The organism is Shewanella sp. SR43-4, from assembly GCF_014163845.1.
GTDB lineage: Bacteria > Pseudomonadota > Gammaproteobacteria > Enterobacterales > Shewanellaceae > Shewanella > Shewanella vesiculosa.
The window spans coordinates 1-14,560 of sequence record NZ_JACJEB010000010.1 but is presented as its reverse complement, the minus strand read 5'-3'; the positions used below and the strand labels follow the sequence as shown (position 1 = coordinate 14,560).

At 42.7% G+C, this 14,560-nt stretch carries 15 protein-coding genes and 1 tRNA gene; 5 read left to right on the top strand and 11 right to left on the bottom strand.

Going from position 1 to position 14,560, the window contains the following annotated elements; translation table 11 throughout:
- Positions 1-5: 5 nt before the first annotated feature.
- From H5123_RS12640 to H5123_RS12605, 8 genes are all read right to left on the bottom strand, one after another.
- A complete protein-coding gene (locus tag H5123_RS12640; RefSeq protein ID WP_182698186.1) occupies positions 6-1,016 on the bottom strand; it encodes an ArsJ-associated glyceraldehyde-3-phosphate dehydrogenase in 1,011 nt (336 codons plus the stop codon).
- Between the two features lie 61 nt (positions 1,017-1,077).
- A complete protein-coding gene (locus H5123_RS12635; RefSeq protein ID WP_182698185.1) occupies positions 1,078-1,572 on the bottom strand; it encodes a tyrosine-protein phosphatase in 495 nt (164 codons plus the stop codon).
- Positions 1,573-1,646: 74 nt separating this feature from the next.
- Entirely contained in the window at positions 1,647-2,666 is a 1,020-nt protein-coding gene (gene arsB, locus H5123_RS12630) for an ACR3 family arsenite efflux transporter (protein ID WP_124016631.1), read from the bottom strand.
- A 59-nt stretch (positions 2,667-2,725) separates the two neighbouring features.
- The gene (locus H5123_RS12625) at positions 2,726-3,538 is read right to left on the bottom strand and encodes a metalloregulator ArsR/SmtB family transcription factor (protein ID WP_124016630.1); all 813 of its coding nucleotides are present in this window, start codon (positions 3,536-3,538) and stop codon (positions 2,726-2,728) included.
- Positions 3,539-3,790: 252 nt separating this feature from the next.
- On the bottom strand, positions 3,791-4,972 hold the full coding sequence (locus H5123_RS12620) for an NAD(P)/FAD-dependent oxidoreductase (RefSeq protein ID WP_182698184.1): 1,182 nt from the start codon (positions 4,970-4,972) through the stop codon (positions 3,791-3,793).
- A 126-nt stretch (positions 4,973-5,098) separates the two neighbouring features.
- Positions 5,099-6,115, bottom strand: a complete 1,017-nt coding sequence (gene gpsA, locus H5123_RS12615) for an NAD(P)H-dependent glycerol-3-phosphate dehydrogenase (protein WP_124016628.1) — start codon at positions 6,113-6,115, stop codon at positions 5,099-5,101.
- 3 nt (positions 6,116-6,118) lie between these two features.
- A complete protein-coding gene (secB, locus tag H5123_RS12610) occupies positions 6,119-6,592 on the bottom strand; it encodes a protein-export chaperone SecB (protein ID WP_124016627.1) in 474 nt (157 codons plus the stop codon).
- A 208-nt stretch (positions 6,593-6,800) separates the two neighbouring features.
- The gene (locus tag H5123_RS12605) at positions 6,801-7,235 is read right to left on the bottom strand and encodes a rhodanese-like domain-containing protein (protein WP_124016626.1); all 435 of its coding nucleotides are present in this window, start codon (positions 7,233-7,235) and stop codon (positions 6,801-6,803) included.
- Between the two features lie 247 nt (positions 7,236-7,482).
- On the opposite strand from H5123_RS12605, the gene gpmM reads away from it, so the two are divergent.
- The 3 genes from gpmM to H5123_RS12590 all read left to right on the top strand — a co-directional run bounded on the left by gpmM (position 7,483) and on the right by H5123_RS12590 (position 11,118).
- Positions 7,483-9,027, top strand: coding sequence for a 2,3-bisphosphoglycerate-independent phosphoglycerate mutase (gene gpmM / locus H5123_RS12600; protein ID WP_182698296.1), 1,545 nt, complete (start codon positions 7,483-7,485; stop codon positions 9,025-9,027).
- Between the two features lie 10 nt (positions 9,028-9,037).
- The gene (locus tag H5123_RS12595; protein WP_124016624.1) at positions 9,038-10,171 is read left to right on the top strand and encodes a murein hydrolase activator EnvC; all 1,134 of its coding nucleotides are present in this window, start codon (positions 9,038-9,040) and stop codon (positions 10,169-10,171) included.
- 188 nt (positions 10,172-10,359) lie between these two features.
- Complete coding sequence (locus H5123_RS12590) at positions 10,360-11,118, top strand: divergent polysaccharide deacetylase family protein (RefSeq protein WP_310736141.1); 759 nt, start codon at positions 10,360-10,362, stop codon at positions 11,116-11,118.
- Here H5123_RS12590 and H5123_RS12585 read toward each other — a convergent pair.
- Positions 11,093-11,548, bottom strand: coding sequence for an Rrf2 family transcriptional regulator (locus H5123_RS12585; protein WP_182698183.1), 456 nt, complete (start codon positions 11,546-11,548; stop codon positions 11,093-11,095). The genes H5123_RS12590 and H5123_RS12585 overlap by 26 nt on opposite strands.
- A gap of 35 nt (positions 11,549-11,583) precedes the next feature.
- The gene (locus tag H5123_RS12580) at positions 11,584-11,835 is read right to left on the bottom strand and encodes a YkgJ family cysteine cluster protein (protein WP_124016622.1); all 252 of its coding nucleotides are present in this window, start codon (positions 11,833-11,835) and stop codon (positions 11,584-11,586) included.
- 240 nt (positions 11,836-12,075) lie between these two features.
- Here H5123_RS12580 and rihA point away from each other — a divergent pair, with 240 nt between their 5' ends.
- The gene (rihA, locus tag H5123_RS12575) at positions 12,076-13,008 is read left to right on the top strand and encodes a pyrimidine-specific ribonucleoside hydrolase RihA (RefSeq protein WP_124016621.1); all 933 of its coding nucleotides are present in this window, start codon (positions 12,076-12,078) and stop codon (positions 13,006-13,008) included.
- Between the two features lie 53 nt (positions 13,009-13,061).
- Positions 13,062-13,970 carry a ribokinase gene (gene rbsK / locus H5123_RS12570; protein ID WP_182698182.1) on the top strand — a complete coding sequence of 303 codons (909 nt, stop codon included), beginning with the start codon at positions 13,062-13,064 and terminating at the stop codon, positions 13,968-13,970.
- A gap of 511 nt (positions 13,971-14,481) precedes the next feature.
- Here rbsK and H5123_RS12565 read toward each other — a convergent pair.
- Positions 14,482-14,558, bottom strand: a tRNA-Asp gene (locus H5123_RS12565).
- Between the last annotated feature and the right edge of the window lie 2 nt (positions 14,559-14,560).

Below are 14,560 nucleotides of genomic sequence, written 5' to 3'. Positions count from 1 at the left end.
TTAGCTTATTCCTTGTCCGCCAAACCTACTTTGCGCGCAAGCTCAGCGGTGCGGTTAGCGTAACCCCACTCATTGTCGTACCACACATACAGCTTAACTTGGGTATCATTAACCACCATAGTCGATAAGGCATCGATAATACTTGAGCGTGGATCGGTTTTATAATCGACCGACACTAATGGGCGCTCTTCATAACCCATAATCCCCTTAAGTTCGCTATCAGCTGCTTGCTTCAAAAGCTGGTTTACTTCTTCTGCCGTTGTGCCTCGAGCCACTTCAAACACACAATCGGTAAGCGATGCATTGGCTAGCGGCACCCGAATCGCATGGCCATTTAACTTGCCTTTCAATTCAGGAAAAATATGAGTAATAGCAGTAGCAGAGCCGGTGGTGGTTGGAATTAAACTGATGCCACACGCACGGGCGCGGCGTAAATCTTGATGCGGTGCATCTAAAATCGTTTGGGTGTTAGTAATGTCATGAATAGTGGTCATCGAGCCATGTTTAATGCCTATTTTTTCGTGGATCACTTTTACCACAGGCGCTAAACAATTGGTGGTACAAGAAGCTGCCGTTACGATTGGATGAATCGCTTTATCGTATAAATGCTCATTTACGCCCATCACAATATTGAGCACGCCGTCTTCTTTAACCGGCGCGGTTACTACAACTCTTTTGACCCCTTGATCTAAGTAAGCTTGTAGCAAGACTTTGGTTTTTATCTTGCCGGAGGCTTCAATCACTACATCGCATTTTGACCAATCAGTGTCTTGGGTGGCCACATTACGACTGCAAGGAATAGCTTTACCGTTAATCACTATGGCATCACCATCATGTGTCGCTTCATGATGCCAACGACCATGAACTGAATCAAAGGTCATTAAGTGCGCAAGGGTAGCAGCATCGCCAGCGGGATCATTAATGTGCACAATTTCAACATCGTCCCAATCATACGCCGCACGCATTGATAAACGTCCCATACGGCCAAAACCGTTAATGCCTATTTTTATTGTCATAATGGTGTCCTAAGCTTGCTCTGATTTTTAAGTGGTAATGTTAAAGGTTAGTCACTACATGCTAACCATTAAATGCATCAAAATATTCACGCTGAACCGGATGAGTCAGCGCCTTGGGTCGCAGAGTTTGCACTGCATTAATCACTTTATCTTTAGGCCAGCCTAAGCTTACTAATATCAGACCAATGACTAATCCCGTGCGGCCCGAACCGCCTTTACAATGCACTGCAATAGCGCTTCGGTTATTCAGCAATTCAATAATCTGGAGTTTATGGGCTAACCACTGAGTTTCAAACGCTTGCCCTGGCGCAGCATCATCAGCAATGGGAAATTGCACCCAAGTAATAGCCTGTGAGGCACATTCTGCGGGTAAATCCTCCGCTTTATTACGCACCATTTCGTCATCAAACATCAAAGTGATTAGCATTTTTGCACCCGCCGCCTTTAATGTGGCAACTGACGCAGCTAATGCTTCATCTTTGGTACCAGGACACGGGGTAAAAATCAGCTTGGCGCCATTATCTAACGCTAAAACATCATAAGGATGAGCTTGCATGGTTAACTCCAACAAGTAACTTCAAAATATGTTCATAAATTGATTCACAAAGCCGAATTCACAAACTGACTTAATTAATGGTTAAACCAATGTTGAGTCCGATTGATAATGGCCACCAGCGATAACATCACCGGCACTTCAACTAATACCCCTACAACCGTAGCCAACGCAGCTCCTGAGTGCAGCCCAAATAACGATATCGCCACAGCGACAGCTAGCTCGAAAAAGTTAGATGTACCAATTAAACAAGCTGGGGCGGCGATGTTATGGGCTAATTTCAGCCATTTAGCTGCTATGTACCCAATAATAAAAATACCGTACGTTTGAATAACTAGTGGTATGGCAATTAAGCCAATGGTTTGCGGATCTGACACAATCACTTCAGCTTGAAAACCGAACAACAACACCACTGTGGCCAGTAAACCGATAATCGACCACGGTTTTAAGTTGGCCAAAAATGAGTTAACAGCTGCTAAGCCATGACGACGATTAAGCAAGTAACGCGTTGTCACACCGGCCAATAATGGCAACAACACATACAGTAATACCGATATAAGCAAGGTTTCCCATGGCACCTGAATATCGCTTACACCCAGTAATAATGCAGTAATTGGCGCAAAGGCAAAAATCATAATTACGTCATTAACTGACACTTGCACTAATGTGTAGTTCGCATCACCTTTAGTTAATTGCGACCACACGAACACCATTGCGGTACAAGGTGCAACGCCTAATAAAATCATCCCTGCGATATACTCTTGCGCAGATGCAGGGTCGACCAAATCGGCAAACAGCACCTTAAAAAACAACCAGCCCAATGCTGCCATGGTAAAGGGTTTAATTAACCAATTAATGACAATGGTGAGTAATAATCCCTTAGGGTTTTTACCTACATCTTTCATTGCCGAAAAATCAATTTGCACCATCATTGGATAAATCATCACCCAAATAAACACCGCAACAACCAAGTTAACGTGGGCGATTTCAAGATTAGCGATAGCCTGAAAGACCTCGGGCTGCCATAAACCTAACAACACTCCGGCCAACATGCTTAAGCCAACCCATACCGATAAAAACCGTTCGAACGTTCCCATACAAATGACTCCAAACCACGAGGTATACCACAACGTATTCTTAAAATGACAACATCAGACTAGCGACAAAAGCTCACCTTATTAGGCCTATTTTGCATAATGTCTAATCGTTGTAATGACGACATAATCAACCCAAGGTTGTTTTCGGTGGTTTGTGCTATTACTGATTTGGCCCATAGAGGTAAGTTAGGATTAATGCGATAAAACACCCATTGACCATTTTTTCTGTCGCTAATAATCGCAGCCTTTTTTAACAAGGCTAAATTACGCGACACCTTAGGTTGGCTATCTTCATTGAGCGCTGCCATTAGCTCACACACACACAATTCACCGTGGTAATGGGTCAACATTAAGCTTTTTAAGCGAATGTCATCGGTAAGGCATTTATAAAACGCGAGGGGATCAATACTGGAGAATTCAGCGGCATTCAATGCAGACTGAGTCTCTAGCGACATTGGCTCTGTAGTTGGTTGCTCCACTGACAAAAACATCGTCAGGCGGTTGTTGATGTCATTTAAGGTGGTCAAAAATGCTTGTTCACCTGCGCGATTTTTAGGATCAGGAAAGTCCCACGCCAGTTGCTTACCCGCGCCAGGATAACTACGACATTCGTTATTGGCTTTGTCACAAAGGGTAATCACGTAATCAAATGTTTTACCAGCAAAGGTTTGTAACTTTTTAGACACCAAACCCCGAGTGTCAGCGCCAAAGCGAGCTATAGCGTCAATGGCCCTTTGGTCAATATCTTCAGGCTGCGTGCCAGCACTAAATACATCAAATAGATCCGCAGCTCTACTTCTTAGTAAGGCTTCAGCCATTTGCGAGCGCGCCGAATTGCCAGTACAGAGAAACAACACCGTTTTCTTTTTCATTGTTGACTCACTAACACGCAATACAAAATATACACCTGAGTGTATATATGATTATTTACATATACAAGCTTGAGTTATAAAAAAACCGATCCAGTTCAATGAATCGGTTTAGCAAAAAATGCGGCTATTGTTATCGTTAACAATTATTTAAAACATATGCAGATATATTCCACCCAGAAAAAACATTGTCTCAAAAGCCACTATGGGCAAACTTTAGTGCTTACGGGCAAACTTTATTGTCTCTACACAAATCTAAACCGCCAACCCTGCCGCGACACCGGATGACCAGGCCCATTGAAAATTAAACCCGCCTAACCAACCACTTACATCCATTACTTCACCAATAAAATACAATCCTGGTACTTTGTTAGCTTGCATGGTTTTAGATGACAGCTCATTAGAATCAACACCACCTAAAGTCACTTCTGCGGTGCGGTAACCTTCTGTGCCATTCATAATAATTGACCAGTTATTTAATTCGTTTGCTAACTTTTCACGCTCGCCGTGCCCCAGTTGATTTAGCGCTTTATCTAATAGCGACTCTTCAAACAGCGCATCGACCAAGCGTTTAGGTAACCATTGGCTCAGGGTATTACGCAAGCTTTGTTTCGGATGATGTTTCAGTGCAAATTCAATTTTGTCTAACGCGTTTTCACCCGGTAATAAATTGATAGAAATGGCTTCACCTGGCTGCCAGTAGTTTGAAATTTGCAGTACCGCGGGGCCTGATAAGCCGCGATGAGTAAATAATAAGGCTTCGCTAAACTGGGTGCCATCTTGCGCGGTAATTGTGGTTGGTACAGCAATACCCGATAACGGCTCAAAACGGACTTTTTGTTCGGCATGCCAAGTAAAAGGTACCAAACCAGCACTGGTCGGCAGAACCTTTAAACCAAATTGCTCTGCAAGCTTGTAACCATAAGGCGTAGCACCTAATTTGGGCATGGATAAGCCACCAGTGGCAATAACCAGTGATCCGCAACTAAAGTCGCCATTAGAGGTGCTTAAGGTAAATCCGGTATCGGTTTTGTTGACCGATAAAATCTCAGTACGCAGCTGAACCTTGACCCCGGCCCATTCGCACTCGGTCATTAACATGGTGACTATGTCTTTAGCGGAGTCATTACAAAATAATTGTCCATGATCACGTTCATGGTATTCAATGCCATGACGTTCAACCAAGTCAATAAAGTCACTTGATCGATAGCGCGCTAATGCCGATTTAACAAAGTGCGGATTGCCACAAATGAACTGGTGCGGCTCCACTTTTTGGTTAGTGAAATTGCAACGCCCGCCACCGCTGATAAGAATTTTTTTACCAGCTTGTTTGGCGTTATCTAACGCCAACACATCACGACCTCTATAGCCCGCTGTCGCAGCACACATTAGTCCTGCCGCACCGGCACCGATAATGATTACGTCATGATGTTTCACGTTTTACTCCACACTGTTTCAATTGGTTGTTTAATAGTTAACTGATAAACATCAAATACAAAAAAGGATGCTATTTTAGCATCCTTTTTTGTTACTACTCACGATTAACTTAGCTTCTGTGTGACACTATTTTTTGAGTGTTTCAGACGTTTTTTCACGGCTAAGTAACTCTTTAGCAGCTTCAATTGGCGCTTTGCCTTGATAAAGCACCTGATAAATTTGCTCGGTAATCGGCATTTCTACCCCAAGGCGTTTAGCCAAGGTAAACACTTCTTTGGTATTGCGGTAGCCTTCAACCACTTGTCCAATTTCTTCTTGCGCGGTGATCACGTCTTTTCCCTGACCTAAAGCTAAGCCAAAACGACGGTTACGCGATTGATTATCGGTACAAGTTAATACCAAATCACCTAAACCCGCCATGCCGATAAAGGTTGAGGCATCTGCGCCGAGCGCAACACCTAAACGGCTAAGTTCGACTAAACCGCGGGTAATTAATGCTGTACGTGCATTAGCACCAAAACCAATACCATCTGACATACCTGCACCAATAGCAATGACGTTTTTAACCGCACCACCTAATTGTATGCCAGTAAAGTCGTCATTTGCGTATACACGCAGACGTTTAGGGCTATGAAGTAGTTCGACCAAATCATGAGTAAACTCGGGGCAAGTACCCGCTACAGAAATAGCTGTCGGTAAGCCTGCGGCTAGCTCTTTAGCAAACGTAGGCCCTGACAATACCGCTAATGGATATTGTTCACCTAATTGCTCACGTGCAACATCTTGCAATAAACGACCAGTTTCAGGCTCTAAGCCTTTGGTTGCCCATACAATCCGTGCATCTTTTCGCAGTAATGGCTTTGCTTGTTTTAGTACATCACCAAACACATGGCTGGGCACAACCACTAAGATATTTTTGCTTGCCGCGAGTGCTTTGCCTAAATCCGGTTCGATTGCTAAAGAATCGGGGAACTGGATACCAGGAAGAAAACGCTCGTTACAGCGACTGTCAGCTAACACTTGCATGCTCTTAGGATCGTGACCCCAAAGCAATGTCTTATGACCGTTACTGGCTAAAGAAATAGCAAGGGCGGTGCCATAAGACCCCGCCCCTAATACCGTAATTTCGGCAGCATTATTCATAAATTATGCAGTTGCTGCTTCAGTTGCAGCAGCTTGGCGCTGTTGAACGTACTGAGCAAATAGTGCATCAAAGTTAACTGGAGCAAGATTCAGTTGTGGGAAAGTACCACGACCAACTAAGTTACCGACTAATTCACGTGCGTACGGGAATAATACGTTAGGGCAATATGCGCCTAAAGAATGGGCAAGTTGTTGTTCAGTTAAGCCAACGATTGAGAAAATACCCGCTTGCTGAACTTCACATAAAAAGGCAGTATCTTCGCCATTTTTAGCAGTAACAGTTAACGATAAGATAACTTCAAATGTGTCATCTGACAGCTTGTTGCTACGAGTATCTAAATCCAATTTTACTTCTGGGTTCCATTCTTTCTGGAAAACAGCAGGGCTATTTGGCGTTTCAAAAGACAAATCCTTTGTATAAATACGCTGAATGTTGAACTGTGGTGCTTGTGCTTCGTTGTTTGCTACTTCAGCCATAATTTCCTACCTATCAATGTTATTTAGCTTTTCTGTGAAGCTAATTGTGTTGGGCTGTCACACTTAATGTATAAAGAATTAATCTAACATTAGTGCTATCCCGTAAAGTTGATCCAGCTCGATAAATCATAACGAGCAAGATCTTGATAATAAACAGTGTTAATTCATACCCAAATGCATTAACACTGAATACAATTAAGCAACCATATTAACGCTTGCTTTTAACTACGGGTAAATTAGCACCCTGCCATTCACCCATGCCACCCTTAAGGTTAAACACATTCTCAAATCCTTGTTTAGTAAGAAGTTGAGCGGCTTGTGACGATGTCATACCTGAGTTACATACTAATATAATGGGGCTGGTTTTGAACTTTTCAAGGCTAGTGACTTGATTATTTTTTATTTCAGACAAGGTCACATTAAGCGCATCAACAATATGACCTTTTTTAAATTCTTCTTTTCCACGCACATCAACAACTTTAGCATCTTGCTTATTTACCATGAGTGTTAGCTCTTGATGGCTAACGTGCTTCACTTTTGATGTACCAGATTTAATGACACTAACAACAAGCGCTACAAACAAGCCGACCCACGCTAAACTTAACATTGGGTTCGCTTTAAAAAATTCCATATATTCTTGCATAATTACTGATTTCTCTGACGATGACTAAGATGAGATGGCCCGAGTATATCGTTTTGCTCGGCAGTTTTCATTAAAGAAACACCGAAAATAAACGCTTTACGCTGAGTTATTCGTGACTCGCCCCTCGTTATCAGCAGCTTTGGTTATATCTTCAAACCTATATGCCTTTTGCACACTATCGATAAGTAGTAATATTCATACAATTGAAATTTTCTAACTCTTCTATTTCCAACTTAAAGGTATTTGCATAATGACAAAGAAACGTCCACTCGCATTACTTATCCTTGATGGCTGGGGTTATAGTGAAAACACGCAAGATAACGCGGTTTTTCATGCTAAGACTCCTGTTTTAGATAAGCTCAATGCACAATATGCTCACAGTCTTATTTCGGGTTCTGGTATCGACGTCGGCTTGCCTGATGGTCAAATGGGTAACTCTGAAGTTGGCCATATCAATATCGGCTCAGGCCGCATCGTGTATCAAGAGCTCACTCGCATCAGCAAAGCGATTGCCGATCATGAGTTTGAACAAAATCCTGCGCTTAGCAATGCAGTAGACAAAGCCATTGCCGCAAATGGTGCGGTGCACATTATGGGGCTGTTGTCTGCCGGTGGTGTACACAGCCATGAAGAACACATTGAAGCAATGTGTCGCATGGCTATTGAACGCGGCGCGACTAAAGTGTACTTGCATGCCTTTTTAGATGGCCGAGATACACCGCCTCGTAGTGCTAAAAATAGCTTGGTTCATTTTGATGAACTATTTGCTGAATTAGGTCATGGCCGTACCGCATCGCTTATTGGTCGCTACTTTGCGATGGATCGCGACAACCGTTGGGATCGAGTATCGCAAGCCTACGAGTTAATCACTGAAGGTAAAGGCAAGTTTACCTATGCTTCTGCGCCTGAAGCACTTGAAGCGGCCTATACTCGTGACGAAAATGATGAGTTTGTTGCTGCATCTGTGATTGTTGATGCTCAAGGCGAGGCTGCTGAACTTAACGATAACGATGCGCTCATTTTTATGAACTTCCGCGCAGATCGTGCTCGTCAAATTACTCGCACCTTTGTCAACCCAGATTTTGACGGTTTTGTACGTAATAAAACACCAAAAATTAACTTTGTGATGCTAACTGATTACGCGGCTGATATTAAGGCTCCAGTAGCCTATCCATCGAGTGATTTAGTGAATACTTTAGGTGAAACCCTGCAAAATCTGCATAAAACTCAGTTACGCATTTCAGAAACTGAAAAATATGCCCATGTGACCTTCTTTTTTAATGGCGGTAAAGAAGAGCCATTTGAAGGCGAGGATCGCATTTTAATTGAGTCACCTAAGGTCGCAACTTACGATTTACAACCTGAAATGAGTTCAACTGAATTAACCGACAAATTGGTCGCCGCAATTGAATCAAATAAATATGATGTGGTTATTTGTAACTATCCAAATGGTGACATGGTAGGCCATAGCGGTAAGTTTGATGCTGCAGTTAAAGCTTGTGAAGCCGTTGATGCTTGTATCGGTCGAGTTGTTGAAGCCTTAGCTAAAGTTGATGGCGAATGCTTGATTACTGCCGATCATGGTAATGCGGAGAAGATGACAGATCTGTCTAATGGACAAGCATTTACAGCTCACACCAGTAACTTAGTGCCCTTCGTTTATGTCGGCCGTGATGCGGTAATAAAAGATGGTGGACGTTTGAGCGATATTGCGCCAACTATGTTAACCTTAATGGGCCAAAGCATCCCGAAAGAAATGAGTGGACGCTGTATCATTGACCTTAAAGAGTAAACATTAACTCGTGATAACTCGTTTATTTGTTAAAGCCAGCATTATTGCTGGCTTTCTAATCTTCTCATTTACGGCAACTAGTGCCGATTTGTCTTCACGCCAATCGGCTTTGAAGTCTATCCAAGCGCAAATAAACCAACAACAAAACTCCCTTAAAGATACCTCGAAGCAACGCGAGAAGCTCATTTCACTGCTTAAAAGTGATGAAAAAGCGATTGCAAAAGCCGCTCAACAAGTTAATCAATCACAAAAGGCATTGTCTGAGGTTAACATCAAACTTAAAGAGCTGGATAAACAACAAATTGACTTAGCTAAACTGAAACTAAGTCAGCAAGACACCTTATCAAAACAATTATCGAGTGCTTATTTAGCCGGTAATCATGATTACACCAAGATGATGCTTAACCAGCAAAATCCAGCCACGGTTGAACGTATGCTGGCGTATTATCAATTTCTGAATAATGCCCGTATAGACGCTATCCAGCAGCTGAAGCAAACCAGTATTGACCTTAATAAAGTAAAACAACTACAAGTCACTGCGCAGCAAAAACTCAATGCTTTAGTGATAGATCAAAAACAACAAGCACTGCAATTAACCAAAGAGCAAGGTCAACGCCAGCAAACTCTGACTCAATTACAGCGCACCTTATCGAGTAAAGGCGCAGAATTAGAACAACTGCAAATAGAAGAGGCAAGTTTAAAGCGCATCGTGCAACAAGCCATGGTCGCCGCCAAATCTAACCCAACAATGGATGGGTTATTGAATCAAAAAGCCAAATTAACATGGCCAACCAAAGGTAGAGTGAGTAAACGCTTTGGCAGCAGTCGCTCAGGACAGATTGTTTGGAAAGGCACAGTACTTTCGGCGCCAGAAGGACAAAATATCAATGCGGTTGCATCAGGTAAAGTCATTTATGCCGACTGGCTACGAGGTTTTGGTATGGTGTTAGTGATTGATCATGGTAAGGGCTATATGAGCCTCTATGGTCACGCCCAAACATTATTAAGACAACCTGGCGACATGGTCAAAACGGGTGAGTCTATTGCACTTGTCGGTCGTTCAGGCGGACAAAGTGAGCCAGGACTGTACTTCGAAATTCGCAACAAAGGTAAGGCCGTCGATCCGGCTTATTATTGCCGTTAAGCTTAACAAAACGCGATATAAAATCGGCTCACGGATAAGTAATAGCAGATATAAAATAACACTGCACGGCGCTATTCAGTAGCACTGCCTTAACAAATGCTATATCAAGCTATGTAACTGTGTTTATAATCGTCTTGTTATGCATGTCATTGAACAATTAAACTCACCCAACTAGATAAGTCAAATTCGTGCGCAATCTACTATTTATCTTACTCAGCCTCTGTAGCATCGTGCCTGCCACGGCAGCCAAACTAGCCATTATCATTGACGATATAGGTTATCGTTCAACTGACGAAGCCGCATTGTTATTACCCAATGCCATCACTTTATCGGTATTACCGCATACTCCGCTAGGAAAAAAGCTGGCCACTGATGGTTTCAACAAAGGCCATGAAATTATGTTGCACCTGCCAATGCAAGCCTTAAATGGTAAAGCATTAGGGCCGGGAGGATTAACCAACGACATGACTGAAGCGCAAATTAAACAACAGTTACAAAGTGCGTTCGCTAATATTCCGTTTGCGAAAGGGGCTAATAATCATATGGGCAGCTTACTGACTCAAATGGATAAGCCGATGTTATGGGTAATGCAGAGTTTAAAAGAGCGACAACTGTTTTTTATCGACAGCTTTACGACTAAATATACTAAAGCTAGCAACAAGGCGATGCAGCTTGGTGTGCCATCAATGAGAAGACAGATATTTTTAGATAACGACACTAGTGAGCGAGCGCTTGAAAAACAGTTCCAACTGATAATTACACAATCAAAACAACAAGGTAAGCTGATTGCTATTGCCCATCCTTATCCTGAAACCATCCGATTTCTGAACGCTAATTTGGCTCGTTTAAATGACAATGGCATTACATTACTACCAACATCTCAATTATTTGATGATCTCAATGTTGCTTTATCAACTCAAGCTACTCCACCTGCAACACTGAGATAGATAAGTCTGGTAACGTTGCTAGAATTTCTGATTTATTCGCGACAATATCTGCTAATGTGTATTGGTCAAGCACCACTAAATAAGCTGAAACAGCCTGCGCTAACACGCCTTTTAATCGGCATATTGGTGTAAAGCGGCAATATGGTGACTCACAATCGATAGGCGCTAATGAGTGCTCTAAATCACGAACCAATTGCCCTATTAACACCTCATCGGCTGGCTTTGCCAATCTAAAACCACCACTCTTGCCTCTGACCGTTTGCAAATATCCCATCTTGCCTAATTGATGGATTATCTTTGCCACATGATTTGAAGAAAGATCAAATACACTGGTGACTTCGGCAATTCGAAACAAAGTTTCGCGTTCAGATTGCACAGCAAGATACATTAAAATGCGGATACCAAAATCTGTATATCGGGTTAGTTGCATGGTCTAAAATATCCAAAATAAATAATAAGTGCAGATTAACATGTTGATGACTCTAAATCAGTGATCAACCATAAAGCTTGATCATTGCTAGTACCACATACATCGATACTTGCACTAAACTCAGCGCATACCTCTGGACGCTCTGGCTGACCAAATATCATACATAAGTTAGCATCATTTAATTGGATACAACGCACCCCTGCAGGTTTGCCATTTGGCATTCCCGGTATTGCACTAGTAATAGAAGGCGCAATACAGCAAGCACCGCAACCTAAACGACAATTCATAATCCTACCTACTTAATAAAACCACACTGTAGCGTAAAACAACCCATCCATCACGGCATGGTTAATGACAAATTACATTGAGAGATTTGCAACAACTCATGAGCTAAGGCAAGTTACTGCGGCTCGATTATCTTAACCACTATGCCATGGTATTTTAGATCACATTTTACTTTTTAAGCATTAAGCCAACAACAATGATAGTGGTACATTATACCTTCTTATTGAATAAGGAAATTATCCATGAAACGTCCTGTTATTCTCGACTGCGATCCCGGTCATGACGATGCCATCTCACTTATTTTAGCACTAAGTTCAGCAAAACTTGATGTGTTGGCCATTACCACGAGTGCCGGTAACCAAACACCAGAAAAGACCTTAAACAATGCATTGCGCGTACTTACCCTATTAGGCCGACATGATATTCCGGTTGCAAGTGGCGCTCCGAAACCATTAGCTCGCGAGCTTATTATTGCTGACAACGTTCACGGTGAAAGTGGTCTTGATGGGCCAAAACTTCCCGATCCGGCATTTGCACCAGTACAACAAACCGCTATTGAACTAATGGCCGATAAGGTGCGTGGCAGCAAGCACCCCGTCACCCTCGTTCCTACAGGACCGTTAACTAATATTGCCCTGTTTCTCGCTGCACACCCTGAATTACATTCCAACATAGATAGTATCGTACTGATGGGCGGTGCAGCAGGTGTGGGCAATTGGACTCCTGCGGCAGAGTTTAATATTTTTGTCGACCCAGAAGCTGCTGACATGGTATTCAAATCTGGCTTACCGATTGTGATGTGCGGACTCGATGTAACCCACGAAGCACAAATCATGGATGAAGATATTGAACGTATCAGAGCAATCAACAACCCAATAGCCAAATGCGTCGCCGAACTGCTCGACTTCTTTATGATTTACCATCGTGACCCTAAATGGGGTTTCACAGGTGCACCATTACATGATCCTTGCACCATAGCATGGTTACTCAATCCATCATTGTTTACCGCTGTTGATTGCTGGGTTGGCATTGAAACTAAAGGGCAATATACCCAAGGTATGACAGTGGTTGATCGATATCAATTAACCAACAATCCACATAATGCCAAAGTCTTGTTTAATATAAACCGAACGGGTTTTGTAGACTTTATTATTGAGCGTTTAAACGATTACTAACGAACTCATGCCATGCCGATTCAACTAGATCGGCGTGGCAACTAAGGATAAACATGAGTACTTTATTAGTTGTCGGCAGTGCTAATGCCGATCATGTTCTAACATTTAATGAGTTACCCCAAGCTGGGCAGACGTTGATTAGTCAGCAATATCGGCTAGAACTTGGTGGCAAAGGGGCAAACCAAGTTGTGGCTGCAGGGAGATTGAGTAACCCTCAACAGAAAGTATATTTCATCTGTGCTCTGGGTGATGATAGTAACGCTGCAATAATGCGCAAAACTTGGGCTGCTGATGGAATCAATTTAAGTGGCTGTTATGATATTGCTAATCAGAGTACCGGCACTGCCGTAATATTTGTTAATCAACACGGTGAGAATAGCATCGGAGTTGTACCTGGTGCTAACGCCTATTTGTCTGCGGAGCACATTCAGCAGCAACAAGCATTGTTTGCTCAAGCAGATTACGTACTAGTCCAACTAGAAACCTCGTTAGACACTGTTCATCAGGCATTAATCCTCGCCAAGCAGTATCACTGCACGACCATACTCAATCCAGCTCCAGCAGCTAAACTGAGTAATGATTTGTTGCGCTTAATCGATATCATCACCCCAAATGAGACAGAAGCCTTTGCATTAACTGGCATTGAGGTTATCGATCAACAAAGCGCAGAGAAAGCAGCACAAGATCTTCATCATAAGGGCGTTAATACCGTTATTATCACACTTGGAAGTAAAGGCGCTTATGTCAGTGAAAAAGGCCAAGGACAAATCATTCCTGCGCCCATAGTTAATGCAATTGATACGGTTGCAGCCGGAGACACATTTAACGGTGCACTAATGGTGGCATTAGACGAAGGAAAATCATTAACAGATGCAGTAATGTTTGCTAACTTAGCCTCATCAATAGCCGTTACACGCAGCGGAGCACAAAGCAGCATTCCTTATAGAACAGAGCTGACTTAAAACCGTTTATTAGATGAAGTGATGCAATAAATTTTTAAATAAATGACCAAGGCCTCACATTGCAAATGAGGCCTATTATCGATAAATGCGCGGGTGATTATTGATATAAGTACCACAGGTCCTCGGTTAACACAGTACAATACCGTCTATCTGATATAGATAACATCAACTGAAAATCTGTGTATCAGTGATAACTTCGCTAATATTTTTTACCTATTTGACCAAATTACAGGCACAAAAAAGGCCTTTGCATTACAGCAAAAGCCTTCTACTTACGTTGTTTTGCTGGAGCGGACGGGTTTAATCCGTGAGTTTTTGTGACACAAACAGGCCGCAGTCTGTTCATAAAGAGGCTAACAACCCATGGATGGGGCCATGCACTATAATCTCGCAACCTTGTCACTTCAACGAACCGCCGCGGGATTTTAAGTTGTTATCTTTTTATCGCCCTATCTTTTTATCGCGCAACGAAAAAAGCCCTAGCATTTCTGCTAGGGCTTTCATCTTAAGTTGGCGGAGCGGACGGGACTCGAACCCGCGACCCCCGGCGTGACAGGCCGGTATTCTAACCAACTGAACTACCGCTCCTT